The following is a 24,844-nucleotide window of genomic DNA, read 5'->3' as shown; positions in this document are numbered from 1 at the left end:
CACGGGCGGCACTTGACCCGCCCCCATAAGATTTGCCTAGGAAAGTACCGGTTTTCTGGCTCGATACACCCAGGGGGAATCCCTATGCCAGGCGCCATCTACGCCGAAGGCCTGGTCAAGACCTTCGGCGAGGTACGGGCACTGGACGGCGTGGACCTCGATGTCCCCGAAGGCACCGTGCTGGGGCTGCTCGGCCCCAACGGCGCGGGCAAGACCACGGCCGTGCGCGTCCTGACCACCCTCCTCCGGCCCGACAGCGGCAAGGCCGTCGTCGCCGGCTTCGACGTACTGAAGCGCCCCAACGAAGTCCGCCGCGCCATCGGCCTCTCCGGCCAGTTCGCGGCCGTGGACGAGTACTTGACCGGCCGCGAGAACCTCCAGATGGTCGGCAGGCTCTACCAGATGACGGGCAAGGCGGCGAAGGCCCGGGCCGGCGAACTGCTGGAGCGGTTCAACCTCGCCGACGCCGCCGACCGCACCGCGAAGACGTATTCCGGCGGCATGCGCCGGCGCCTGGACCTCGCGGCCGCGCTCGTCGTCCGCCCGCCCGTGATGTTCATGGACGAGCCGACCACCGGCCTGGACCCGCGCAACCGCCAGCAGCTCTGGGACGTCATCCAGGAGCTCGTGGCCGGCGGCACCACGCTGCTGCTCACCACCCAGTACCTGGAGGAGGCCGACCACCTCGCGCACGACATCTGCGTGGTCGACCACGGCAAGGTCATCGCCCGCGGCACGTCCGACCAGCTCAAGGCCCAGACCGGCGGCGAGCGCGTCGAGGTCGTCGTCCACGAGCGCGACCACATCGCCGACGCCCGCGCGGTGCTCGCCGGATTCGGCAAGGGCGGGACCACCGTCGAGCAGCACACCCGCAAGCTGACCGTCCCGGTCAGCGGCGGCGCCAAGCTGCTCGCCGAGGTCATCCGCGAGCTGGACTCCCGCGGCATCGAGATCGACGACATCGCCCTGCGCCGGCCGACCCTCGACGACGTGTTCATCTCCCTCACCGGCCACGCGGCCGCCCTGAACGACGAGGAGGCGCAGAAGTGACCCGCACCTCCCCGACCCCGGAGCTCGCGGCGCCCCGCCCCCGCGGCGGCATCGTCCAAGGCGTCAACGACTCCCTGGTCATCGCCAAGCGGAACCTGATCAGGATGTCCCGGATCCCCGAGATGATCATCTTCGGGGTCATCCAGCCGGTCATGTTCGTCGTGCTCTTCAGCTACGTCTTCGGCGGCTCGATCAGTGTCGGCGGCAGCACCTCGCCGGCCGCCTACCGCGAGTTCCTGATGGCGGGCATCTTCGCCCAGACCGTCACCTTCGCCACGGCCGGGGCGGGCGCGGGCATCGCGGACGACATGCACAAGGGCCTGATCGACCGCTTCCGCTCGCTGCCCATGGCCCGCGGCGCGGTCCTGACCGGCCGCACGCTGGCCGACCTCGTCCAGACCACCCTCACCCTGGTCGTCCTGGCCGTCGTCGCCGTACTCGTCGGCTGGCGCACCCACACGAGCGTCGGCGAGGTGCTCGGCGGCTTCGGCCTGCTGCTCCTGCTCGGGTACGCCTTCTCCTGGATCGGCGCGCTGATCGGCCTGTCGGTGCGCACCCCGGAGGCGGCCACCTCGGGCGGGCTGATCTGGCTCTTCCCGCTGACGTTCATCTCGATCGCCTTCGTCCCGTCCGACAACATGCCGACGTTCCTGAGGCACATCGCGGAGTGGAACCCGTTCAGCGCCACCGTCCAGGCGGCCCGGCAGCTGTTCGGCAACCTCCCGCCGGGGTACGAGGCCCCCGCGGCCTGGCCGATGCAGCACCCGGCGCTCGCGTCGGTCCTGTGGTCGGTGCTGATCATCGTGGTCTTCCGGACCCTGTCGGTCCGCAAGTACCGCTCGGCGACCGCGTAGCCCTCGGGCCCGCGCAGGTCCGCCGAGGCCGCTCGGGCCGGCACGGGCGCACGGGAAAGCCCCCGCCGGATCGGTCCGGCGGGGGCTTCCTCGTACGCGTGGGGTGATCAGCCGGTGAAGGGCTTGACGTCGAGGATCTTGACGGCGGCCTTCTTGCCGTTCGGCAGCTCGTACTCGGCGTTCTCGCCGATCTTCTTGCCCATCACGCCGGTGCCCAGCGGGGACTGCGGGGAGTAGGTCTCGAAGTCGGAGGACGCGTACTCGCGCGAGGCGAGCAGGAAGGACATGGTGTCGTCCTCGTCGCCGTCGAAGGCGATGGTGACGACCGTGCCGGGCGCGACCTCGCCGTCGGAGGCGGGTGCGGTGCCGACCTTGGCGTTCTCCAGGAGCTGCGTCAGCTGGCGGACGCGGAGCTCCTGCTTGCCCTGCTCCTCCTTGGCCGCGTGGTAACCGCCGTTCTCACGCAGGTCGCCCTCCTCGCGGGCGGCTGCGATCTTGGTGGCGATCTCCGTGCGTGCGGGACCAGAGAGGTAGTCCAGCTCGGCCTTCAGCTGGTCGTACGCCGCCTGGGTCAGCCAGGTGACGCTCTCGCTCGTCTGGGTCACGGGTGCTCCTCGTCGGTACAGGGGACTACTTGGCCGCCAGCGGCGGGCGAAACCACGAGCCTAACAATTCGGGAAGAAAAGGGGGAGGACACCATGTGTATGAAGTGTGTCATCGGGCCCGTGAGCAGGAAAGAGCTCAGCCTGACGTCGGCGTGGTGCCCTGGCCCGCCGCCTGGCAGCCCACGAGTTCGATCATCGTGGCCCGGCCCGTGGTCTTCAGCGAGAGCATCTCGTCCACGCGCGTGTCCTTCTGCCCGAAGGTGAAGTCCGCGCGGCCCACCTCGGCGTGCTCCTCGTTCTGGGAGCTGAGGGTGCACACCCCGGTGACCCCGGCGTCCTTGCGCACCTCCAGGTGCACCTTCACTTCGGAGTCCGAGACCACCTGGAACTTGATCACCTCGGCGCTGACGCTCTGGCCTGCGACGTAGTCCCAGCCGATCCACCCGACCAGGCCCAGCAGCCCGACGCCCAGCACCGACCCGACGATCTTGAGCTTGCGGTCCGCACGCTCGTCCGCGGACCGGCCGTACCGGCCCTCGGGCAGCCCCTCGCGCACCGTACTCATTGATCGTTCCTTTCGGAGGGCCGGAGTCCACAATCCCAGGGGCAGCCCCGGAATTTTTCCACCCCCCGATTCGGTCACTATAGGAGGCGAACGCCCTGACGACTCAAAGAGGATCCTGTCTTGACCGAGCAGCTTCGACTGATGGCCGTCCATGCCCACCCCGACGACGAGTCGAGCAAGGGCGCGGCCACCATGGCCAAGTACGTGTCCGAGGGGGTTCCCGTGCTGGTGGTGACCTGCACCGGGGGCGAGCGCGGCTCGATCCTCAACCCCAAGCTCCAGGGTGACAAGTACATCGAGGAGAACATCCACGAGGTCCGCGCCAAGGAGATGGACGAGGCGCGCCAGATCCTCGGCATCGAGCAGGAGTGGCTGGGCTACGTCGACTCCGGCCTGCCGGAGGGCGACCCGCTGCCCCCGCTCCCCGAGGGCTGCTTCGCCCTGGAGGACGTGGACGAGGCGGCCGGCCGCCTGGTGAGGAAGATCCGCGCCTTCCGGCCGCAGGTCATCACCACGTACGACGAGAACGGCGGCTACCCGCACCCCGACCACATCATGACCCACAAGATCTCGATGGTGGCCTTCGAGGGCGCCGCGGACACCGAGAAGTACCCGGAGGCCGAGTTCGGCCCGGCGTACCAGCCGCAGAAGCTCTACTACAACCAGGGCTTCAACAAGCCGCGCACCGTCGCCCTGCACGAGGCGCTGCTCTCGCGCGGCATGGAGTCCCCGTACGGGGAGTGGCTGGAGCGCTGGAAGGAGTTCGAGCGCTCCGAGCGGACCCTGACCACGCACGTGCCGTGCGCGGAGTTCTTCGAGATCCGCGACAAGGCGCTCATCGCGCACGCCACGCAGATCGATCCGGACGGCGGCTGGTTCCGCGTGCCGATGGAGATCCAGAAGGAGGTCTGGCCCACGGAGGAGTACGAGCTCGCGAAGTCGCTCGTCGACACTTCCCTCCCCGAGTCCGACCTCTTCGAGGGCATCCGGGAGAATGCGTAGCCATGAACGCTACGCAGGCAGCACTGACCGAGCTCCTTCCGCTGGCGGGTGACACCTTCGACAAGAACAAGGTGACCCCCGGAGTCCTGGGCTTCATCGTGTTCGCGGCCCTCGCCCTGGCGGTGTGGGGCCTGATGAAGTCGATGAGCCGGCACATGGGCCGGGTCGACTTCCAGGAGGCCCCGGAGGCCGGAGCGGCGCCCGCCGCCGCCCCCGCCGCGGACCGGGCCCCGTAGGAGCCGTCACGCCGCTCCTGCCGCGGACCGGCCCGTAGCGGAGCCGCTCCCGCACCTCAGGGCGGTGCGCCGCCGCCCTCCCGTGCCACGGGCGGGGCGGCGACAGCGCGCTGCCCGCGGTCGGGCCCCGCGAGCGTCGGGCCGATCCGCGACGGGCGGGGCCGTACCGCGGTCGGCCGCCTTCGGCCTGCGCGGCCGTACGGCCCCCCGGTCATGCCGCCGGCAAGGCGGGCGGCATCGGGACGCCCATGATCTCCCGCGAGTGCAGGTTCGGGACCAGCCCGAGCCGCCACGCCTGCCAGCCCTCCGCCGGATCCACCCCGCGCCCCAGCACCACCGCGTAGGTGTCCAGGCCGTCCTCCAGCCGCCCGTCCCGCATCGCGTGCGGCGCCGCGGCCAGCCGGGCCAGCTCCGCCCGGGCCTCCTCCACGCCCGCGCCCGGGAGCGCGTACGGAAGCATCGTGCAGCGCAGGAAGCGGGCCCAGTCCTCCCCGCGCCGGTCCCCGTACGAGATGAACAGCCGGGCCGCCTCCTCGCACAGGCCCAGCGCCTGAGACACCCGCCCGTTGCCCGCGTCCACCACCGCCAGCTCCAGGCAGGTCCACGCCTCCCCGTGCGCCAGTCCGATCCGCCGGAAGTCCGCCCGCGCGTCCACCAGCAGCTGACGCGCGAACCCGGAGTTGCGCAGGTTCCCCGTCTGCGCCGCCCGCTGGTCGCGCGTGACCCGGCCCGAGTGGTGCCGGGCGTGCGCCAGCCCGTACACGTCCCGCATCCGCGAGAACATCGTGCGGGCCCGCTCCAGCTCCCGTACCGACTGGTCGCGCTCGCCGCCCTCCTCCAGCGCCTGCCCGAGGTAGTACAGCGTCCAGGCCTCGCCGCGCGCGTCCTCCTGCTCCCGGTGCTTGGCCAGCGCCTCGCGCAGCCGCTCCACCGCCGGGCCCGGGTCCCCGTCGACGACGCGGGCGCGGCCCAGCTGGGTCAGCGCCCAGGCCTGGCCGCGCTCGTCGCGCGTGCGCCCGTACAGGTCGAGGGCGAGCTTCAGCTCCGCCTCGGCCCCCGGCACGTCGCCGAGCCGCAGGTACACCTGCCCCAGCTGGAAGTGCGCCCACGCCTCGCCGTGCACGCTCTCGCTCTCCCGGTGCAGGGCCAGGGACTGCTCCAGCAGCCGCATCGCCTCCGCCAGGTGCGCCCGGTCCCGCTCCACCGCCGCCAGGGCGTGCAGGGCCCACGCGCGGTCGCCGGCCAGCTCGTCCGGCTCCTGGAGCACCAGCGCCTCGCGGATCCGGGCCGCGGCCTCCGGGAGCTGGCCCTGGTGGTGCAGGGTGATGCCGAGCGAGATGAGGGCCATGCCCGCGCCGGCGTCCTGGTGGGCCTCCCGGTACTGGTCGACCACCGAGGTCAGCGTGGTCCGCGCCTTGTCCAGCTCGCCGAGCTGGCGGGCGGCGATGCCGGTGCGCCACTGCACGGAGCGGACCAGGCGCCCCTGGCCGGGCTCGCCCCGGCGCGCGGCCTCCACCGCCAGCGTGAGCTCGTTGATCTCGCCGAGCCGGTACAGGTCCCCGCGCAGCAGGCAGAAGTCGCAGAGCGCGCCGAGCAGGTCCAAGATCGCTTGCTGGTCCACGTCCTCCGAGTGCCGCAGCGTGGCCGTGATGAAGCTCGACTCGTCGTCCAGCCAGCGCAGCGCCGCGTCGAGCGAGGCGAAGCCGTGCCCTCCGACCGTGCTCGTCTTCAAAGGCGTGTTGGCGCGGGTCGACATCTTCCCGTCGACCATACGGATCACCGCGTCGGCGAGCTGCGCGTAGTTGCGGATCAGGCGGCCGTGCGCCGCCGAGGACTCGGCCCGGTCCTCGTCCGCCGCGAGCCGCGCCGCCGCGTACGAGCGCACCGCGTCGTGCATCCGGTACCGCTCCCCGCGCACGTGGTCCAGCAGGCCCGCCTGCGCCAGCTCGCGCAGCAGCAGCCCGGCCGCTGCCCGGTCCGCGTCGATGAGCGCCGCCGCGGCCGACGGGCCGAGCGAGGCCCGCCCGGCGAGCGTGAGCCGCCGCAGCAGCCGTCGCCGCTCCTCGGGCAGCCGTACGTAGGCCAGGGCGAGGGCCCCCTCCAGCGCATCGGCGGCGTCTCCGGCGTCACCGGCATCCGCGGCGTCACCGGCGGCACCGGCATCCGCGGCTTCTGCCGCTCCGTCCGCCCCGAGCGGGGCCAGTACGCGCAAGGCCAGCGGGAGCCCGCCGCCGAGTGCGAGCAGACCCCGCAGGGCCTCCTCCTCGTACGGGGCCGTGCCGGCCGCCTCGGCCCCGGCGCGGACCAGCTCCGCGCCCTCCGCCTGCGCCAGCCGCTCCACCGGGAGCTGGTGCACCCAGGCCGACGGGCCGGGCAGCTCCAGCGGATCCCGGGCGGTCACCAGCACCAGGCTCTCCGACCGCTCCGGCACCAGCATCCGGACCTGCTCCGCGTCCACCGCGTCGTCCAGCAGCACCGTCACCGGCAGCCCCTGGAGGTGCTGGTGGTACAGCTCGCCGAGGCGCCGTACCTGCTGCTCCGCCGAGGACCCCTCGCGGAACAGCAGCTGCTCGCGCGGGGCGCCGAGGCGGTTCAGCAGGTGCAGCAGCGCCTCCCGGATCGGCAGCGGCGCCTCCCCGCTGAGCGAGCCGCCCCGCAGGTCCACCACGCAGGCCCCGCGGAACTGGTCGCGCAGCGCGTCCGCCGCCCGCAGCGCCAGGGCCGTGCGGCCCACGCCGGGCTCGCCGTGCAGCACCACGACCACCGGGCGGGTCTCCGTACTGGCCCGGGCCGCCTGCACCCACTGCGCGATCCGGGTCAGCTCCGCCCGTCGGCCCGCGAACGAGGCTGCGGTCTGCGGGAGTTGGCCGAAGGACTGCTCCAGTACGCTGCGCCGCCGGGCCTCCGCGCTGCGGTCGGTCCCGCGCAGCTGGGGGGCGGCGGGCCGGGAGGGCTGCCGGGGCACCCGCGCCGCGGCGGTCACCGCGCGCTGCTGCTCCAGGAACGGGCGTATCCCGCGCACCTCCAGTGCCGTCAGCCACTGCAGTCTCAGCTGCTCCGGCCCACCGGGCCGGCCGCGCACCCCGGCCCGGCGGTTCGCGGCGGGCAGGTGCAGGGCGGTCACCTTGGCGACCGTGGCCGCCGCCCCGGCGATCCCGGTGACGGCGCCGGCCGCCAGCGCCGTACCCGCCGCCACGCCGAGCGACAGGTCGGCCCCGACGGCCGCGGCCGCCGCAACCGCCGTCACGAGCAGTGCCGTTGAGGTGTTGCCGCGCCGGAAGGCCTCGCCGAGGGACTCGTCCCCGGCCGCCGCCTCGTCCAGGGCCCGTACGTACGCCTCGTACTCCTCGGCGGCGCTCGCCGCGAGCGCGTCCAGCGCCTCCAGGCCGCGCGCCGTCAGCGCCGCCTTGTCGGCCGGCGTGCCGCCCCCGGCGCCCCGCCGGGCCTCCTCGTCCACGGCCCGCTCCAGCAGTCGCTCGGCCTCACCGCGATGGCTGTCCCGCATCCGCATCCCCCTCAAGAGAGCTCCGGCAACGTGGCCCCAAGTGTCCGCCGGGACTGCCGCGAGCGCGAGGGAATCTGAGCTAGATCAGAGGGAGTTGCCCCAACTCCCCCCGCTCACGCGCATATATGTACGTTCCACCCCGCGGCTGCGGCCTCCGGTCCACGCAGGGTGGTCACGGCCGTAGCCCGGGCCCCCGGTGCACGGCCGATGTGCGGTGGGCACGCCGTCGTCCGGTCCGAGGCAGGCGAGCGCCGCGCCTCGGCCCCCGTACCGCAGTGAGTGACCCCCCTCCGGGAGGTCGAGTCCGAGATGGCCCGCGCGCCCCGGCCCGCGCCGGCTGCGCTGCGAGCCGGACCCGGACCCGCGACACCCGGACCCGCGACACCCGGACCCGCGACCTGGCCCCGCTCCTTCGTCGCTGATCCGGGCGTGTGCGGCAGGATGGCCCCATGCCGAACCGCCTCGCGAACGAGACCTCCCCCTACCTCCTCCAGCACGCCGACAATCCCGTCGACTGGTGGCCCTGGTCGCCGGAGGCGTTCGCGGAGGCGCGGGAGCGGGGGGTGCCCGTCCTGCTCAGCGTCGGGTACAGCAGCTGCCACTGGTGCCATGTCATGGCGCATGAGTCCTTCGAGGACGAGCTGGCCGCCGCCTACATGAACGAGCACTTCGTCAACATCAAGGTGGACCGCGAGGAGCGGCCCGATGTCGACGCCGTCTACATGGAGGCCGTGCAGGCCGCCACCGGGCAGGGCGGCTGGCCCATGACCGTGTTCCTCACCCCCGACGCCGAGCCCTTCTACTTCGGGACCTACTTCCCGCCCGAGCCCCGGCACGGGATGCCCTCCTTCATGGAGGTCGTCGAAGGCGTGCGGACCGCCTGGGTGGGGCGGCCCGAGGAGGTCGCCGAGGTCGCGCAGCGGATCGTACGGGACCTCGCCGGACGGCAGTTGGACTACGGGAAGGCCGGTACGCCCGGCCCCGAGGAGCTGGCCCTGGCGCTGCTCGGGCTGACGCGGGAGTACGACGCCGTCCGCGGCGGCTTCGGCGGGGCGCCGAAGTTCCCGCCGTCCATGGTGCTGGAGTTCCTGCTGCGCCACCACGCGCGCACCGGGTCGGAGGGGGCCCTGCAGATGGCCGCCGACACCTGCGAGGCGATGGCCCGCGGCGGGATCTACGACCAGTTGGGCGGCGGGTTCGCCCGCTACTCCGTCGACCGGGAATGGGTCGTTCCGCATTTTGAGAAGATGCTGTACGACAACGCGCTGCTGTGCCGCGTGTACGCGCATCTCTGGCGGGCCACCGGGTCGGACCTCGCGCGGCGCGTCGCGCTCGAAACCGCCGACTTCATGGTGCGCGAGCTGCGCACCGCCGAGGGCGGTTTCGCCTCCGCGCTCGACGCCGACAGCGAGGACCCGCAGACCGGCGAGCACGTGGAGGGGGCGTACTACGCCTGGACCCCCGCCCAGCTGGCCGAGGTACTCGGCGCGGACGACGCGGCGCTGGCCTCCGCGTACTTCGGGGTGACGGACGAGGGCACCTTCGAGCACGGCAAGTCCGTGCTCCAGCTGCCCCAGGACGGGCCCGTCGTGGACGCCGGGGCGATCGACGGCATCCGTCAGCGGCTGCTCGCGGCGCGCGCCGAGCGGCCCGCGCCCGGCCGGGACGACAAGATCGTCGCCGCCTGGAACGGCCTGGCCATCGCCGCGCTGGCCGAGTGCGGGGCGTACTTCGACCGGCCGGACCTGGTCGAGCGGGCGACGGAGGCCGCGGACCTCCTGGTACGGGTGCATATGGACGGGCGCGCGCGGCTGGCCCGGACCAGCAAGGACGGCCGCGTCGGCGCCAACGCCGGTGTCCTGGAGGACTACGGCGACGTCGCCGAGGGCTTCCTCGCGCTGGCGGCCGTGACCGGCGAGGGCGTCTGGCTGGAGTTCGCAGGGTTCCTCGTCGACCTGGTCCTGGACCGGTTCACCGCCGAGGACGGCTCCCTCTACGACACCGCGCACGACGCCGAGCAGCTCATCCGCCGCCCCCAGGACCCGACCGACACCGCGGCCCCCTCGGGCTGGACGGCCGCGGCCGGCGCGCTCCTCTCGTACGCCGCGCACACCGGCTCCGAGGCGCACCGCACTGCGGCCGACCGGGCCCTCGGCGTGGTGCACGCGCTGGGTCCGCGCGTCCCGCGCTTCATCGGGCACGGGCTCGCGGTCGCCGAGGCGCTGCTCGACGGTCCGCGCGAGGTGGCCGTGGTGGGTCATCCGGAGGATCCGGCGCTGGCCGGGCTGCACCGGGCGGCGTTGCTGGGGACGGCTCCCGGGGCCGTGGTGGCGGTCGGGCTGCCGCGGGCGGCCGACGGCAGCGGGGGCGAGTTCCCCCTCCTGGCCGAGCGCACACTCGTACGCGACCTTCCGACGGCGTATGTGTGTCGACATTTCGTCTGCGCGCGGCCTACGACAGACCCGGTCGAACTGGCTGATCAGTTGGGTGCGGTTCATCCCTGAATCCACCGGAGTGCCGTCAATTCCGGTTGCCTGTCCGACAGTTCGGAAACCTGGTTTTTATCCCCGCGGCTCCTGAGTTTCATATTCGCTGCCTACTCTCGTGTCTGCGGACGTCACTGGGGAGCCGCGGAGCAGGTGCACCGGGGGGTGCGCCCGAGGGGGAGCTGGGGGAAGCAGGGGCGGGCAAGGCGGGCCGGGGGGCCCGCCTTGATCCCCTGGGGGGTTTGCCGATCGCCGCCTGGTGTCGCGGCATGTCTGTGGGGGACGTTTTGTACACCTCTGTCGTTATATCCGTGATTTCGTTTGCGCTCTTCTGGATGGCCGCCTTCACGCTGTGGTGGCAGATGCACGCGTGGCGCACGCCCGAGACGCTCGCCTCCACCCGGTTCGACCGCCCCGACGGCGAGGGCCGGCTGGCGTTCTCGCTGCTCCTGCCGGCCCGGCACGAGCAGGCGGTCCTGCGCCACACGATCGAGAGGCTGCTCGAATCGAGCCACGGCGACTACGAGATCATCGTCATCGTCGGGCACGACGACCCGGAGACCGCCGCCGTCGCCGAGGCCGCCGCCGCGCGGGCGCCCGAGCGGGTCCGGGTCGTCGTCGACCACCACGAGGCCAAGAACAAGCCGAAGGCCCTCAACACCGCCCTCCCGCACTGCCGGGGCGACATCGTCGGGGTCTTCGACGCCGAGGACCAGGTCCACCCCGAGCTGCTCGCGCACGTCGACCACGCCTTCCGCTCCACCGCGGCCGACGTGGTCCAGGGCGGGGTCCAGCTCATCAACTTCCACTCCTCCTGGTACAGCCTGCGCAACTGCCTGGAGTACTTCTTCTGGTTCCGCTCCCGGCTGCACCTGCACGCCGAGAAGGGGTTCATCCCGCTCGGCGGCAACACCGTCTTCGTACGCACCGAGGTGCTCCGCGAGGCCGGCGGCTGGGACCAGAACTGCCTGGCCGAGGACTGCGACCTGGGCGTACGCCTCTCCTCGGTCGGCAAGAAGGTGGTCGTCGCGTACGACTCCGACATGGTCACCCGCGAGGAGACGCCCGGATCGCTGATGAGCCTGCTCAAGCAGCGCACCCGCTGGAACCAGGGCTTCCTCCAGGTCTACCGGAAGAAGGACTGGCAGCAGCTGCCCGGCCGCGGCCAGCGCTGGCTGGCCCGCTACACACTGATGACCCCGTTCATGCAGGCAGCCTCCGGGGTGATCATCCCGGTCAACTTCGCCGTCGCGGTCCTGCTCGACGTGCCCGTCGGCATCGCGATCATCACCTTCCTGCCCATGATCACGGCGATGGTGACGTTCGTCTTCGAGATCGTCGGCCTGCACGAGTTCGGCCGCCAGTACGGGCTGCGCGTCCGCTTCGTGCACTACCTCAAGCTCGTCGTCGGCGGCCCGTTCTACCAGGTGATGCTGGCGGGCGCCGCGATCCGGGCGGTCTGGCGCGAGCAGCGCGGCCGCAACGAGTGGGAGCTGACCAGCCACACCGGCGCCCACCTCGCTCCGATCAGCGTCACCGCCGCGGTCTCCACCGCCGGCGCGTCCACCGCGATCCGAGAGGACAGCCACCGGTGACCGCCACCCTGCCCACGGCCACTGATCCCCAGCCCGGCGCCGCAACGGCCCTCGTCGAACCGCGCGTCCCCGACCGGCGCGGTCCGAGCGGCTCCGGCAGCCGCGGCGGACTCGGGGTCCGGCCGCCCGCCCCGGCCCACCCCCTCGTCCGCTTCCGCTCCTCCCGCCCCGACCTGCTGCTCTGCGGGGCCGTCCTGCTCGCGATCGTCCTCGTCCAGGGCTGGAACATCACGCACTTCCCGACCCTGAGCGACGACGAGGGCACGTACCTCGCCCAGGCGTGGGCCGTCCAGCAGGGCGACGGCCTCGCCCACTACACGTACTGGTACGACCATCCGCCGCTCGGCTGGATACAGATAGCCGGCCTGACCTACCTGCCCTCACTCCTCGTGCCCGACTGGATGACCGTCGCGCCGATGCGCTTCTCGATGCTCGCGGTCTCCGCCGCCGGCTCCGTGCTGATCTACGTCCTCGCCCGCCGGCTCTGGCTGCCGCGCTGGGCGGCCGGACTCGCGATGGCCCTCTTCGGGCTCTCCCCGCTCTCCGTCGTGCTCCAGCGGGAGATCTTCCTCGACAACCTCGCCGTGATGTGGATGCTGCTGGCCTTCTGCCTGGCCGCGTCCCCCAGCCGCCACCTGTGGCACCACTTCGGATCGGGACTCGCGGCCGCCACCGCGGTCCTGACCAAGGAGACGATGCTGGTGGTGCTCCCGGCGCTGCTGGTGACCATGTGGCGCCACAGCCACCGCGACACCCGCAAGTTCGCCGTCACCGGGGCCGTCACCGCCTGCGCGCTCATTGGGCTCTCGTATCCCCTGTACGCGCTGCTCAACAGCGAGCTGCTGCCCGGCGCCGGGCACGTCTCGCTGATCGACGGCATCACGTACCAGATGAGCCGGCCGGGCTCGGGCTTCATCCTCACCCCCGGCTCCGGCTCGAACGGAGTGCTGCGGTCCTGGCTGTACTACGACACCGTCCTGCCGCTCGGCGGGCTGGCCGCGGCGCTCCTGCTCCTCGCCACCCTCAGGTGGTCCGTCACCGCCCGCGCGCTCGCCGGCCCGGCGCTCGCCGCCGTGCTCCTCGCCGCCGTCGCGATGCGGCCCTCCGGCTACCTGCCGGCGATGTACGTGATCCAGGCGCTGCCGTTCCTCGCGCTGGTCCTCGCCGGGGGCGCGGCCAGCGTCACGCACGCCGTGCTGCGCCGCCGCAGCGCGCCGGGGGAGCGGCGGGCGCTCACGTACGGGCGCAGGGTGCTGCTCTGCGTACTCGCCGCGGCCGCCGCGGTGTACGTCCTGCCGCACTGGTACGAGGGCGACCGCACCGCGCTCACCGCGGACGCGAACGCCCCGTACCGGCAGGCCGCCGCCTGGCTCGGCCGGGAGGTCCCCGACCCCGGGCACACCCGGGTCCTGGTCGACGACGCGCTCTGGCTGGACGCCGTCCACCACGGCTTCGAGCCCGGGCCCGGCGCCATCTGGTTCTACAAGGCGGACCTCGACCCCGCCGTCACCCGGACCCTGCCGCGCGGCTGGCGCGACATCGACTACGTGGTCTCCTCGCCCACCGTCCGCCGGGACGCGGTGGACCTGCCCAACGTGAAGGCCGCGCTGGAGCATTCGACGGCGGTGGCCGTCTTCGGCTCCGGCGAGGACCGCATCGAGATCCGCAGGACCGACCGAGCCGACGGGAGCTGATCCGCCATGAGCGAGGACCTGTGGACCCCGCATGCCCTGAGCAATCCGGAAGTCTCCATTCCGGAGGAGGAGGGGGAGGGGGAGGCGGCGGCGGGCAGCGTGGCGGCGGGCAGCGTCACCCTCATCATCCCGACCTTCAACGAGGCGGGGAACATCGGCGAGTTGCTGAGCCGGCTCGCCGACTCGCTCCCCGCCCGCCTGCCCTGCGAGGTGCTGTTCGTGGACGACTCCACGGACGACACCCCGGCCGTCATCGACAAGGCCGCCCTCGACCTGCCCTTCCGGGTCTCCGTCCTGCACCGCGAGCGGGCGGTCGGCGGCCTCGGCGGCGCCGTCGTCGAAGGCCTGAAGCGGGCGGACACCGACTGGATCGTCGTCATGGACGCCGACCTCCAGCACCCGCCCCACCTGGTGCCCGAGCTCGTCGGTGAGGGCGAGCGCACCGGCGCCGACCTCGTCGTCGCCTCGCGCTACATCCCCGGCGGCAGCCGGGCCGGACTCGCCGGGAACTACCGCATCGCCGTCTCGCGCGGCGCGACCTGGCTCACCAAGGGGCTCTTCCCGCGCGCCCTGCGCGGGATCAGCGATCCGATGAGCGGCTTCTTCGCCATGCGCCGCCCGTTGGTCACCGCGGACGCCCTCAAGCCCCTCGGCTACAAGATCCTGCTGGAGCTGGCGGTCCGCGGCCGGCCCGCCAAGGTCGCCGAGGTGCCCTTCGTCTTCCAGGACCGCTACTCGGGGGAGTCCAAGTCCGGGGCCCGCGAGGGGCTGCGGTTCCTCGCCCACCTCGCCGCGCTGCGCTCCGCGACCCCGCTGGCCCGGATGATCGGCTTCGGGCTGATCGGGCTCTCCGGCTTCGTCCCGAACCTGTTCGCGCTGTGGCTGCTCACGCACGCCGGGGTGCACTACCTGCCGGCCGAGATCGCAGCCAACCAGGCCGGGGTGCTCTGGAACTTCGTCCTCATCGAGACCCTGCTCTTCCGCGACCGGCGCCGGCACCGGCACTGGGCGGACCGGGTCGGCCGCTTCGCCCTGCTGGCCAACGCCGACCTGCTGCTGCGCATCCCGCTGATCGCCCTGTTCGTCGGCAGGTTCGCCATGGAGGTGCTGCCCGCCACGGCTCTGGCCCTGGTCACCACCTTCGTCCTGCGGTTCGCGGCCACCGAGGCCCTCGTCTACCTCCCGCGCAAGACCCGTACCGCACGCACCACCAGGAGTTGAGCCGCACAGAGCCGCCGCACAGAGCCGCCGTACAGAACAGAAGGGAACTCGTCCATGCCAGCGAACATCCGGCGGAAGGCCGGGCGGCGCGCCGCCCTGGCCGCCGTCGGGGCGATGACCGCGGGCCTGCTGCTCACCGCACCGCAGCAGGCCACGGCCGGACCGCCCAATCTGCTCACCAATTCCGGTTTCGAGACCGCCGGCGCACCCGGCGAGGACATGCCGTCCTGCTGGGAGAAGTCCGGCTGGGGCGACAACGACTTCACCTACGCCACCGTCGCCGACGCGCACAGCGGCACCAAGGCCATGAAGGTCTCGCTCACCCGCCGCGTCAGCGGCGACCGCAAGGCGCTCGTCACCGAGAACACCGCCTGCGCGCCCACCGTCGTACCGGGCAAGCAGTACGACCTGTCCGCCTGGTACAAGTCGAACACCCCGGACGTGTCGGTGACCGTGTTCCGCCACGACACCACCGCGGGCTGGCAGTACTGGACCGACCTGCAGAATCCGCCGGTCAGCGCCGGATGGGCGCGCACGGAGGTCCGTACGCCCGCCGTCCCGCCCGGCACCGACAAGATCACGTGGGGGCTCTCGGTCTACGGGGTGGGCACGCTCACCACGGACGACTACGCGCTGGAGGAGGTGGGCGCGGCCCCGCAGCAGCCGGGCTGCACGGGCACGCCCGACGAGTGCGCCAAGGGCAAGTGGGAGGTGATCCCGGCCAAGAACCCGGTGCGCTCGATGCACGCGGTGGTGCTGAATGGGGGCACCTCCCAGGCCGCAGGCTCCGGGGGAGGCAAGGTGCTGCTGATCGCGGGCTCGGGCAACGACATCGCCCAGTTCAACGCGGGCACGTTCACCTCGGCCGTGTACGACCCCGCGAACGGGTCCTTCAAGACGATCCCCACGCCGGTGGACATGTTCTGTTCGGGCCACGTGCAGCTGTCGGACGGCCGGGTGCTGGTCATGAGCGGCAACAAGGGGTACCCGTCCGCCGACGGCAAGATCGGCTACCAGGGGCTGAAGGACAGTTACGTCTTCGACCCGGCGACCGAGGCGTACACGAGGACCAACGACTTGAACGGCGGGCACTGGTACCCGTCGGCGACGGTCCTCGGCAACGGCGACGTGATCTCCTTCGGCGGTCTGAAGGAGGACTCGACGGGCAACGTCACCGCGGAGAAGTTCTCGGCGGCGCGGGGCAAGTGGCTGCCGATGAACGAGGTCAACCAGACCTGGTCGTACTGGGGCCTGTACCCGTCGATGATCCTGATGCAGGACGGGCGGCTCTTCTACTCGGGCAGCCACACCTTCGGCAACGGCACGCAGGGCAGCGGCGCGTCGATCTACGACTACAACGCGAACACGATCACGGACGTGCCCGGGCTGCGCAAGAAGGACGAGCGCGACGAGTCGGCGAGCGTGCTGCTGCCGCCCGCCCAGGACCAGCGGGTCCTGACGATCGGCGGCGGCAACAACGAGTCGAACCCGGCGGCGAACCGGCTCACCGAGCTGATCGACCTCAAGGCGGCGAGCCCCGCGTACACCGCCGGGCCGGACCTGCCGCAGGGCCTGGTCGACGTGGGCGGGGTCAAGAGGGCGCAGACCGGGGCCGAGGGCAAGATGTACGTGTCGGCCGTACTGCTGCCGGACGGCAAGGTGCTGGAGACGGGCGGCGGACTGCACGACCGGGCCGACCCGGTGTACGAGGCCTCGTTCTTCGATCCGGTGACCAACACCTACAAGGCCGGACTGCCGTCCGACCCGATCCCGCGGACGTACCACTCGGCCGCCTTCCTGCTGCCCGACGGGCGGGTCATGACGGTCGGCGACAACCCGGGCAACGGCACGTACAACAACAACGTGTCGATCTACACCCCGCCGTACCTCTTCAAGGGCGCGCGCCCGAAACTCACCTCGGTGATCGACACGCAGTGGGTGTACGGGGACACGCAGCGGATCACCGTCGACCGGCCGATCGCCAAGGCGGAGCTGATCCGTCCGGCGGCGGTCACGCACTCCTCGGACCCGAACCAGCGGTACGTGGACCTGCCGTTGTCGGTGGTCGACAACACGACCGTGGACCTCAACGTCACCAGCAACCCGAACCTGGCACCGCCCGGCTGGTACATGCTCTTCGGGGTCGACGCGAACGGCATCCCGTCGGTGGCGACCTGGGTGCACCTGGGCGGCGCGTCGGCGCTCGCGGCCACGGAGGAGGCCCCGTCCCCGCACGTCCACGAGTTCGCGGACGCGCCGCAGGCGGCCCCGAAGCAGAACCCCGGGAAGCGGGACTCGGCGCCGGTCGCCCCGGGCGTGGCCGGCTGCGACCGGCACTACGGCACGGCGAGCCAGTGCGTGCCGACGAGGTTCCCGGCGGAGGTGAAGGAGACGACGAAGGCCCGCTGCGACTGGCTGGCCTCCCACCAGTACCCGAAGCGCATGAAGGTCAACGGCAGTGACCCGCTGCGCCTGGACCCGGACGGCGACGGCTACGCCTGCACGTAGCCGCACCGGCAGAACGGAGCCCCGCCGCGCACCGCGACGGGGCTCCGCCAGTGCTGCTAGTGCTGGTACGCGGCGAGCGAGATGCCGACGTAGTGGGTCACGAAGGCGGCCAGGGTCAGCGAGTGGAAGACCTCGTGGAACCCGAAGAAGCGGGGGGAGGGGTTCGGGCGCTTGATCCCGTAGATCACGCCGCCCGCGCTGTAGAGGAGCCCGCCGACGATCACCAGGACCAGGACGGCGATGCCCCCGGTGCGCAGGAAGTCGGGGAGGAAGAAGACCGCCGCCCAGCCCATCGCTATGTAGCAGGGGGTGTACAGCCAGCGCGGAGCCCCGACCCAGAAGACGCGGAACGCGATGCCGGCCGCGGCCGCGATCCACACCGCCCACAGGAGCGTCCGTCCGGTGGAGGGCGGGAGCAGGAGCACCGTCAGCGGGGTATAGGTCCCCGCGATGATCAGAAAAATGTTGGCGTGGTCGAGACGCCGCAGGATGGCCTCACCCCGCGGACCCCAGGTGCCGCGGTGGTACACGGCGCTGACGCCGAACAGCAGGCAGGCCGTAAGGATGTACACCCCGCACGCCACCCGCGCCCGCGTCGACTCGGTGAAGGCCATCAGCACCAGGCCCGCGACGACCACGGCAGGGAACATCCCGGTGTGCAGCCAGCCGCGCATCAGCGGCTTGGCCTCCGGTGCGGCCGGAGCGGCGGCGGCGGCGTCAGAAGTCATGGCCGCCATGCTACCTACGGGTCCGTAGGTTTCCGTTAGTGCGCTTTACGGAAGATTGACGGGAGTGGCGATGCTCACGTGAGAGGCCCCCTGGACATATGCGCACACGCACCGGATGATCAGATGAGTGCGGTCGGCACCGGATGAGCGGAGCGCGAAGCATCCGGGTCGCAGCCCCCACGGGGCAAACACCAAACAAACCCCTCTTCAAGGAGCAATCGTGGCGCGCGAGAACGCGGCTCCCCTTTCTGTCCCGACGACTCACCAGGAGCTGACCTCCTGGGTGGACGAGATCGCAGCGATCACCCAGCCCGACCGGGTCGTCTGGTGCGACGGCTCCGAGGCCGAGTACGAGCGCCTGTGCGCGGAGCTCGTCGCCAAGGGCACGTTCAAGAAGCTGGACGAGGGCAAGCGACCCAACTCGTACTACGCCGCCTCCGACCCGTCCGACGTCGCGCGCGTCGAGGACCGGACCTTCATCTGCTCCGAGAAGGAGGAGGACGCGGGCCCGACCAACCACTGGAAGGCTCCTTCCGAGATGAAGGCCCTTTTCACCGGTGAGGGGGGCTCCGCCGGGCAGGAAGGTATCTTCCGCGGCTCCATGAAGGGCCGGACGATGTACGTCGTCCCCTTCTGCATGGGCCCCCTCGGCTCCGAGCTCTCCGCGATCGGCGTCGAGATCACCGACTCCGCCTACGTCGCCGTCGCCATGCGCACCATGACCCGCATGGGCAAGGCCGTCCTCGACGAGCTCGGCACCGACGGGTTCTTCGTCAAGGCCGTCCACACCCTCGGCGCTCCGCTCGCCGAGGGCCAGGCCGACGTCCCGTGGCCCTGCAACACCACCAAGTACATCTCGCACTTCCCGGAGACCCGCGAGATCTGGTCGTACGGATCCGGCTACGGCGGCAACGCCCTGCTCGGCAAGAAGTGCTACGCCCTGCGCATCGCGTCCGTCATGGCCCGCGACGAGGGCTGGCTCGCCGAGCACATGCTGATCCTCAAGCTCACCCCGCCGCAGGGTGAGGCGAAGTACGTCGCCGCCGCCTTCCCGAGCGCCTGCGGCAAGACGAACCTGGCCATGCTGGAGCCCACGATCCCCGGCTGGACGGTCGAGACCATCGGCGACGACATCGCCTGGATGCGCTTCGGCGAGGACGGTCGCCTGTACGCGATCAACCCCGAGGCCGGCTTCTTCGGCGTCGCCCCCGGCACCGGCGAGCACACCAACGCCAACGCCATGAAGACGATGTACGCGAACACCGTCTTCACCAACGTCGCGCTCACCCCGGACGGCTCCGACGTCTGGTGGGAGGGCATGACCGAAGAGGCGCCCGCGCACCTCATCGACTGGAAGGGCAACGACTGGACCCCGGAGTCCGAGACCCCGGCGGCCCACCCCAACGCCCGCTTCGCCGTCCCGGCCTCCCAGTGCCCGACGATCGCCCCCGAGTGGGAGGACCCCAAGGGCGTCCCGATCTCCGCGATCCTCTTCGGCGGCCGCCGCGCCTCCGCCGTCCCGCTGGTCACCGAGTCCTTCGACTGGAACCACGGCGTCTTCATCGGCTCGAACATCGCCTCCGAGAAGACCGCCGCCGCCGAGGGCAAGGTCGGCGAGCTGCGCCGCGACCCGTTCGCCATGCTGCCGTTCTGCGGCTACAACATGGGCGACTACATGGGCCACTGGGTCGACGTGGCCAAGGGCAAGGACCAGTCCAAGCTCCCGAAGATCTACTACGTGAACTGGTTCCGCAAGAACGACGCGGGCAAGTTCGTGTGGCCCGGCTTCGGCGAGAACAGCCGCGTCCTGAAGTGGATCGTCGAGCGCCTCGACGGCAAGGCCGCCGGCGTCGAGACCCCCATCGGCATCCTGCCGACCAAGGACTCCCTCGACCTGGACGGCCTGGACCTCCCCGAGGCGGACCTGGACTTCCTGCTCACCGTCGACAAGGAGGTCTGGCGCGACGAGGCCTCCCTGGTCCCCGAGCACCTGAACACCTACGGCGACCACACTCCCAAGGAGCTGTGGGACCAGTACCACGCGCTCGTCGAGCGCCTGGGCTGAAAGACCTGCCCGGAGGAAGCTCCGGGCACCTGGGTGTGGGAGCCCCCGACCAAGCGGTTCCCACCGCAGCACCGGCCGAAAGTCCTGTCAGGAGTGTTGTCCGCGCTCCTCCAGGTAGGTCGTGTGCGTCTGCTGACGGCGGGCCTCTGCTTCGCGGAGGTCCGCCGTCAGGCGTTCCGCCTCCTCGTGCAGCAGCGACAGCTGCCGTTCGAGGTGCCGCTCGGGCGACTCCCCGCCGGGCGTGAGCCGGGTCCACCAGCGCGTCCGGTTGTACGTGTCCACGCACTCCGGCACGTCCAGCTCGATCGCCCGCGACAGCGCGTGCACCGACTCCGGGTCGGCGGCCAGGACATCGGCCACCCACCCCGGCTCCAGCAGCGCCCCGTACAGCTCCATCAGCTCCGCGAGCCGGCCCTCGGCCGGATCCGGCAGGTCCACCTCGGCCACGTACTCCCGCAGCCGGCCGAACCGCTCCCGTATGTCGTCCAGCTGCTGCGAGGGCCCCCGGGGCTCGGGCGGCGCCGGCCGCTCCGGCGGGGCGATCAGCGCGCCCGCGCCGTACAGCCCGGCCACGACCACCGGCCAGTACGTGCCCGCCACCCCGGTGACGGTCAGGCCCAGCCCGACCATCCCGCAGGCGCTGCCCACCAGGTTCTTCTTCGACTCCAGCCAGCCGAGCACCCTATTGGTAGCCACGGATCTCCTCGAAGGCTCCGTCCAGCGAACCGTTGCCGCCGGTGGCGTCGAAGAGCCGCCCGCCGGTCAGTTCGGTGATGTGGGCGAGCTCCTTGCGGTCCGAGTCACCGAACAGCACCGCGAAGACCGGTGTGTGCTTCTGCGCGTCCGGCAGCCCGGCGTAGAAGGAGTCGAAGTCCTTCGCCTTGTCGCCGCTCTGCCCGTCCGTCATCAGCACGATCGAGGTGAACGCGTCCGCGTTGCCCTTGCCCAGGTGCTCGTACGCGGCCTTCAGACTGCCGTACACCGCCGTACCCCCCTCCGGCTGGAGCGAGTTCACATCGCCCCGGATCGCGTCGAGCGCGGGCCCGGGATTGCCCGGCTCGACGACGTGCGTCAGCACCTTCTTCACCTTGTCGCCGAACGGCAGGAGCGTCACCTCCTCGCGGTCCCGGAACCGCTGCCCGGTCCCCGAATCACCCGTCCCCGTCAGCTCGGTGAGCGCCGACCGAAGCCGCCCGATACGGTCCTCCTCGGCCATCGAGCCCGAGGTGTCCAGCACGTACACCGTCCGCGAGGGCCGGCGCAGCTCGTTCTCGTACGAGGCCAGCAGCCCGTCCGCGACCGACCGGGTGCCGGGGAACGGCAGCTCGCGCCGCTTGTCCGCGTTCAGCCCGGCCGCGGGCTGCACCCCGGCCGCGACCGGCCGGCGGAAGGTCTTCTCGGTGATCGCCTTCTGCGCCTCGGCGCCGCTGAGGTAGTCGGTCAGCGCCCGGCCCGACTCGCGCGCCCCGGCCGGGGCCGAGGTCAGCAGGGTCAGCGGATAGTGGGCGGTGACCACCCCGTCGCGCGGCCGGATCACCGTCAGGCCCGCCTTCGCGTCCCGGTTCACGGACAGCAGCACCGACTCGTAGTTCACCAGCGCGTCCACGTCCCCGCGCTCGGCGTACGCGGTGGCCAGCCAGCCGGAGGAGCCCGAGGTCAGCTTCTGCCCGGCGAAGAACTCCTTCAGCTTGGGCTGCGCCGTCTTCACGTCCGCGTCCGTCAGCGCCGCCTGCGCGCCCGACAGCCCCGAGGCCACCGAGATCAGCGCGGAGAACCCGGAGTTGGAGCGCACCGGATCGGTCATCCCGTACGTCAGCTTCCCGGCGGCGACGGCCTCGTGCACCGCCGACCAGGTCACCTCCTCCGGCTTCCAGCCGAGCCGGGCCAGCGCGTCCGCCCGTACGCCCAGCGCGACCGGCGAGGACATCACCGGCGTCTCGCTGCTGAGCTTCCCGGCGGCCTCGGGGCGCAGCCGCAGATAGTCGTTGGAGGACAGCCAGATGGCGTCGTACTTGCCGTCGGCCTTCCCGGAAGCGACCTGCTCGGCCGCGTCCAGGGTGCCGGACCAGGTGAGTTCGACGCTGACCCCGGTGGCCTCCTTCGCCGCCTTCAGCACCGGTTCCATGTCGGCCAGTTCGCTGGAGGCCAGCACGCGCAGCTTGCCCTCCTGGTACTTCGACCCCGTCGGCTTCGCCGGATCCGGACCGCCGGAGGTGCAGGCCGAGGCCCCGAGCAGGGTCGCGGCGAGCGTGACGGCCACCGCGAACCGTCTGCGCACCGATGCGGTACGCACGCTGCGGATGGTCATCGATCCCCGCCTTCCAGGACACCGGACGTGCGCGTACGGGCCAGGTGGGCCGAAGCGGTCCGGAGCTCTCCGGTCAGGGACTCGACGGTGGCGGCCATGTTCTCCGTGGCCTGCGCCTTGAACGTGTCGATCGCGTCCAGCGTCTTGTAGATCTGCGCGAAGGCCGCACGCAGCGTCTCCGCGCCCACCGCCGGGTCGGCCGCGATCCGCTGGATCTCGCCGCTCTGCGTGGACAGCATGTCCGCGTTGCCCCGGATCAGCTCCTCGGTGGCGCCCTTCAGGGCGTTGACCTGCTCGATCACCTTGCGCTGGCTGTCGAGGGCCGAGGCCAGCATCACGGCGATCCGCAGCGCGGACACGGTGGTGGTGGCGGCCCGGTCGACGCCCTTGATCAGCTCGTCGTTGTTGCGCCGGACCACGTCCATCGCCAGGTAGCCCTGCGCGCACACCGCCAGCTGGGTCAGCAGGTCCTGGTGCTTCTGCCGGACCGGGAAGAGCAGGTCTGCGCGCATCACGTCGGCCGACGCCGGGTCGGCGTGCCCGGCCTCGGCGATCCGCTCCTCCACCGCCGCGTCGAGGGCCTCGGTGAGGACGGCGTACTCCTGGAGCTTGCCCATGGTCTCCCACAGGCGGGCCCGCTCGGTGTGCAGGGCCGCGTTGTCGCGGCGCAGCTCGTCCTGGCCGCCGCGCAGCGCGCCCACGATGGTGTTGAGCGTGGTCTGCGAGGAGGCGTACTTGGCCACGTGGTCGCGGAACCTGTTGCCGCCGGGCAGCTTCGCGAGCAGCTTGCGGGCCCCCTTGGCGGGCGTGTCCCGCGGGTCGAGGTCCTCGACGGTGCGGCGCAGTTCGACGAGGGAGCCCGCGACGCGGGCCTGGGCGTCGCCGCCCCCGTCGGAGCCCAGCGACCGTACGGCCCGGTCGAGCATCCGGTTGGACTGCTGGGCGGCGCTGCGGATCTCGCCGGCGCCGAGCCCGGATATCTCCCCGATGCGGCTCGCGAACTCGGGGGAGCGGGTGTCGATCCCGGCGAGCGAGCCGACGTACTCCCCGGCCCGGCGGGCCATCTCGTCGCGCACCCCGTCCTGGAGCGGGACCAGGCCCGAGGCCTGCTCCCGCCGTACGGGGGCGACGGGCTCGGGGGCGGTGAGGACGAGCGGGCTGTCCTGCGGTGGTGTCAGAGACATGTACGTGCTCCCCCTAGCCCTTGGCGCGCGCGGCAAGCGCCATGAGGATCTTGACGGTCGGTGCGCTGACCTGGCGGATGCCGGTCAGCTCCGGGTTGAGGTACGCGGCGTGCGCGGCGGTCGCCGCGGTGAACTCGGGCACGCCGTTCTGCGGCCGGAACCCGTGCCGGACGGCCAGCTCGCGCAGCTTCGGGTCGCTGGCGAGGAGGGAGCCGAGCTCCTTGGCGTTCTCGCTGATCGGCACGAAGGTGTGCGGGGAGTTGACGGTGGTGTCCGGGTAGAGCACGACCATATTGTCAGCGGCCCCCGTGTCCAGCTTCTGCTGGAGCAGGGAGGCCACCTGGGACTCGTACGCGAGGATGAGCGGCTCGCCGCTGCCGGAGATGAAGGCCCGGAACGGGTCGTCGGTGCTCGGTTCCAGGGCGCCCTGGACGCGGATCAGCTTCTGCATCAGGGGTGCGGTCCGGTCGATCCCGGCCTCGTCGGATACCACCGTCTTGTCGTTGGCGACGTTCGAGGTGGCGGCCAGGAACAGCGCCCCGGAGTTGGACGTCGCCGGGTCCGTGGTCTTGATGTACACCCTGCCGCTCAGCTCGGTGAAGGCTGCGGAGCCGGACAGGTCCTGCCAGTTGCGGTCCTCGGCGGCGGCCTTGAGGTAGGGGCCCATGAGGAGGGTCCCCGAGTTCTTGCCGGTCATCTTGGCGAGGTTGTTGTCGGCGAGCACCTTGGCGGCGTTGGCGCGGGCGATGACCACGAGCGGGGAGAAGAAGGGCTTGGTGGTCTGGGCGCCCTTGACGCCGGCCGCGGCCTCGATCTCCGGGGCGGGCTCGCTACTGCTGGGGAAGGCGAAGTCGAAGTCCTTGAGGGCGAGTTGGTCCATCGCCCAGGAGCCGGACGTTTCGGTCTTCACGGTGTAGCCCTTGCCGGCCAGGGCTTTGACGACGTCAGGGTCGCGGAAGTATTCGGACTTCTCGGATCCGATGACGCCTTTCACGGTCTTCGTTGCCGTGGGTGGGGTCTTCTCTCCTCCGGCGAGCACGACGGCGACCACGCCGCCGAGGAGGAGGACCGCCAGGGCGATACCTAGGATGCGTCTCACGGGTGCAGCGTGCTCGCGGAAACCCACATTCCGCGCGAAGTTGAATGAACGCCAGGTGTCCAGGCGGTCCCACTTCGAAATGCTGTGTGGATCGGTCGGTGCTGGCAGGCGGGGCGGCAGGCCGGGAGGATCGTCCCAT

At 71.7% G+C, this 24,844-nt stretch carries 18 protein-coding genes; 10 read left to right on the top strand and 8 right to left on the bottom strand.

Features of this window, described 5'->3' with window-relative positions; all coding sequences use genetic code 11:
* Positions 1–84: 84 nt before the first annotated feature.
* Together ACIQU4_RS03775 and ACIQU4_RS03770 are read left to right on the top strand one after the other, a co-directional pair.
* Positions 85–1,050 (top strand): ATP-binding cassette domain-containing protein, encoded by a 966-nt coding sequence (locus ACIQU4_RS03775; protein WP_403725321.1) that lies wholly within the window; start codon positions 85–87, stop codon positions 1,048–1,050.
* Positions 1,047–1,904 (top strand): ABC transporter permease, encoded by an 858-nt coding sequence (locus ACIQU4_RS03770; protein WP_403725318.1) that lies wholly within the window; start codon positions 1,047–1,049, stop codon positions 1,902–1,904. The genes ACIQU4_RS03775 and ACIQU4_RS03770 overlap by 4 nt, the downstream gene beginning before the upstream one ends.
* Positions 1,905–2,011: 107 nt before the next feature.
* Here the strand turns inward: ACIQU4_RS03770 and greA are convergent, their stop codons facing one another.
* Positions 2,012–2,509 carry a transcription elongation factor GreA gene (greA, locus tag ACIQU4_RS03765; protein ID WP_387282051.1) on the bottom strand — a complete coding sequence of 166 codons (498 nt, stop codon included), beginning with the start codon at positions 2,507–2,509 and terminating at the stop codon, positions 2,012–2,014.
* 136 nt (positions 2,510–2,645) lie between these two features.
* Positions 2,646–3,074 (bottom strand): DUF4307 domain-containing protein, encoded by a 429-nt coding sequence (locus ACIQU4_RS03760; protein ID WP_403725315.1) that lies wholly within the window; start codon positions 3,072–3,074, stop codon positions 2,646–2,648.
* Between the two features lie 120 nt (positions 3,075–3,194).
* On the opposite strand from ACIQU4_RS03760, the gene mca reads away from it, so the two are divergent.
* Positions 3,195–4,076, top strand: coding sequence for a mycothiol conjugate amidase Mca (gene mca / locus ACIQU4_RS03755; protein WP_403725312.1), 882 nt, complete (start codon positions 3,195–3,197; stop codon positions 4,074–4,076).
* 2 nt (positions 4,077–4,078) lie between these two features.
* Positions 4,079–4,312 carry a hypothetical protein gene (locus tag ACIQU4_RS03750; RefSeq protein ID WP_119095389.1) on the top strand — a complete coding sequence of 78 codons (234 nt, stop codon included), beginning with the start codon at positions 4,079–4,081 and terminating at the stop codon, positions 4,310–4,312.
* Between the two features lie 211 nt (positions 4,313–4,523).
* Here ACIQU4_RS03750 and ACIQU4_RS03745 read toward each other — a convergent pair whose 3' ends face one another.
* Positions 4,524–7,817: a tetratricopeptide repeat protein gene (locus ACIQU4_RS03745; protein ID WP_403725309.1), complete on the bottom strand. Its 3,294-nt coding sequence runs from the start codon at positions 7,815–7,817 to the stop codon at positions 4,524–4,526.
* 449 nt (positions 7,818–8,266) lie between these two features.
* On the opposite strand from ACIQU4_RS03745, the gene ACIQU4_RS03740 reads away from it, so the two are divergent.
* The 5 genes from ACIQU4_RS03740 to ACIQU4_RS03720 all read left to right on the top strand — a co-directional run bounded on the left by ACIQU4_RS03740 (position 8,267) and on the right by ACIQU4_RS03720 (position 17,321).
* On the top strand, positions 8,267–10,321 hold the full coding sequence (locus ACIQU4_RS03740; protein WP_403725307.1) for a thioredoxin domain-containing protein: 2,055 nt from the start codon (positions 8,267–8,269) through the stop codon (positions 10,319–10,321).
* Between the two features lie 251 nt (positions 10,322–10,572).
* On the top strand, positions 10,573–11,898 hold the full coding sequence (locus ACIQU4_RS03735; protein ID WP_403725983.1) for a glycosyltransferase: 1,326 nt from the start codon (positions 10,573–10,575) through the stop codon (positions 11,896–11,898).
* Positions 11,895–13,592 (top strand): ArnT family glycosyltransferase, encoded by a 1,698-nt coding sequence (locus tag ACIQU4_RS03730; protein ID WP_403725305.1) that lies wholly within the window; start codon positions 11,895–11,897, stop codon positions 13,590–13,592. The genes ACIQU4_RS03735 and ACIQU4_RS03730 overlap by 4 nt, the downstream gene beginning before the upstream one ends.
* Positions 13,593–13,598: 6 nt before the next feature.
* Entirely contained in the window at positions 13,599–14,813 is a 1,215-nt protein-coding gene (locus ACIQU4_RS03725; protein ID WP_403725303.1) for a glycosyltransferase, read from the top strand.
* 54 nt (positions 14,814–14,867) lie between these two features.
* Complete coding sequence (locus ACIQU4_RS03720; RefSeq protein ID WP_403725299.1) at positions 14,868–17,321, top strand: galactose oxidase-like domain-containing protein; 2,454 nt, start codon at positions 14,868–14,870, stop codon at positions 17,319–17,321.
* Positions 17,322–17,377: 56 nt separating this feature from the next.
* On the opposite strand, the gene ACIQU4_RS03715 is transcribed toward ACIQU4_RS03720, so the two are convergent.
* Positions 17,378–18,049: a hemolysin III family protein gene (locus ACIQU4_RS03715; RefSeq protein WP_403725296.1), complete on the bottom strand. Its 672-nt coding sequence runs from the start codon at positions 18,047–18,049 to the stop codon at positions 17,378–17,380.
* Positions 18,050–18,269: 220 nt separating this feature from the next.
* Here ACIQU4_RS03715 and ACIQU4_RS03710 point away from each other — a divergent pair, with 220 nt between their 5' ends.
* Entirely contained in the window at positions 18,270–20,114 is a 1,845-nt protein-coding gene (locus ACIQU4_RS03710; RefSeq protein ID WP_403725293.1) for a phosphoenolpyruvate carboxykinase (GTP), read from the top strand.
* An 87-nt stretch (positions 20,115–20,201) separates the two neighbouring features.
* Here ACIQU4_RS03710 and ACIQU4_RS03705 read toward each other — a convergent pair whose 3' ends face one another.
* From ACIQU4_RS03705 to ACIQU4_RS03690, 4 genes are read right to left on the bottom strand one after another with little or no spacing between them, the layout of a single operon-like run.
* Positions 20,202–20,810 carry a hypothetical protein gene (locus ACIQU4_RS03705; protein ID WP_403725292.1) on the bottom strand — a complete coding sequence of 203 codons (609 nt, stop codon included), beginning with the start codon at positions 20,808–20,810 and terminating at the stop codon, positions 20,202–20,204.
* Positions 20,797–22,422, bottom strand: a complete 1,626-nt coding sequence (locus tag ACIQU4_RS03700) for an extracellular solute-binding protein (protein ID WP_403725290.1) — start codon at positions 22,420–22,422, stop codon at positions 20,797–20,799. The genes ACIQU4_RS03705 and ACIQU4_RS03700 overlap by 14 nt, the downstream gene beginning before the upstream one ends.
* Positions 22,419–23,606 (bottom strand): toxic anion resistance protein, encoded by a 1,188-nt coding sequence (locus ACIQU4_RS03695; protein WP_403725287.1) that lies wholly within the window; start codon positions 23,604–23,606, stop codon positions 22,419–22,421. Before ACIQU4_RS03695 ends, ACIQU4_RS03700 begins: the two co-directional genes overlap by 4 nt.
* Positions 23,607–23,619: 13 nt before the next feature.
* Positions 23,620–24,705 (bottom strand): hypothetical protein, encoded by a 1,086-nt coding sequence (locus ACIQU4_RS03690; protein WP_403725285.1) that lies wholly within the window; start codon positions 24,703–24,705, stop codon positions 23,620–23,622.
* Positions 24,706–24,844: the final 139 nt, after the last annotated feature.

Source organism: Streptomyces sp. NPDC090741, assembly GCF_044769045.1.
Taxonomy (GTDB): Bacteria; Actinomycetota; Actinomycetes; order Streptomycetales; family Streptomycetaceae; genus Streptomyces.
The sequence above is the reverse complement of the archived record's forward strand: the minus strand, read 5'-3'. Positions and strand labels throughout refer to the sequence as shown.

What these genes read in the sequence shown, in the direction of transcription:
- ACIQU4_RS03775 (WP_403725321.1), top strand. Translation starts at nt 85, where the DNA reads ATGCCAGGCGCCATCTACGCCGAAGGCCTGGTCAAGACCTTCGGCGAG.
- ACIQU4_RS03760 (WP_403725315.1), bottom strand. Translation starts at nt 3,074, where the DNA reads ATGAGTACGGTGCGCGAGGGGCTGCCCGAGGGCCGGTACGGCCGGTCC.
- ACIQU4_RS03750 (WP_119095389.1), top strand. Translation starts at nt 4,079, where the DNA reads ATGAACGCTACGCAGGCAGCACTGACCGAGCTCCTTCCGCTGGCGGGT.
- ACIQU4_RS03745 (WP_403725309.1), bottom strand. Translation starts at nt 7,817, where the DNA reads ATGCGGGACAGCCATCGCGGTGAGGCCGAGCGACTGCTGGAGCGGGCC.
- ACIQU4_RS03740 (WP_403725307.1), top strand. Translation starts at nt 8,267, where the DNA reads ATGCCGAACCGCCTCGCGAACGAGACCTCCCCCTACCTCCTCCAGCAC.
- ACIQU4_RS03735 (WP_403725983.1), top strand. Translation starts at nt 10,573, where the DNA reads ATGTCTGTGGGGGACGTTTTGTACACCTCTGTCGTTATATCCGTGATT.
- ACIQU4_RS03725 (WP_403725303.1), top strand. Translation starts at nt 13,599, where the DNA reads ATGAGCGAGGACCTGTGGACCCCGCATGCCCTGAGCAATCCGGAAGTC.
- ACIQU4_RS03720 (WP_403725299.1), top strand. Translation starts at nt 14,868, where the DNA reads ATGCCAGCGAACATCCGGCGGAAGGCCGGGCGGCGCGCCGCCCTGGCC.
- ACIQU4_RS03715 (WP_403725296.1), bottom strand. Translation starts at nt 18,049, where the DNA reads ATGACTTCTGACGCCGCCGCCGCCGCTCCGGCCGCACCGGAGGCCAAG.
- ACIQU4_RS03700 (WP_403725290.1), bottom strand. Translation starts at nt 22,422, where the DNA reads ATGACCATCCGCAGCGTGCGTACCGCATCGGTGCGCAGACGGTTCGCG.
- ACIQU4_RS03695 (WP_403725287.1), bottom strand. Translation starts at nt 23,606, where the DNA reads ATGTCTCTGACACCACCGCAGGACAGCCCGCTCGTCCTCACCGCCCCC.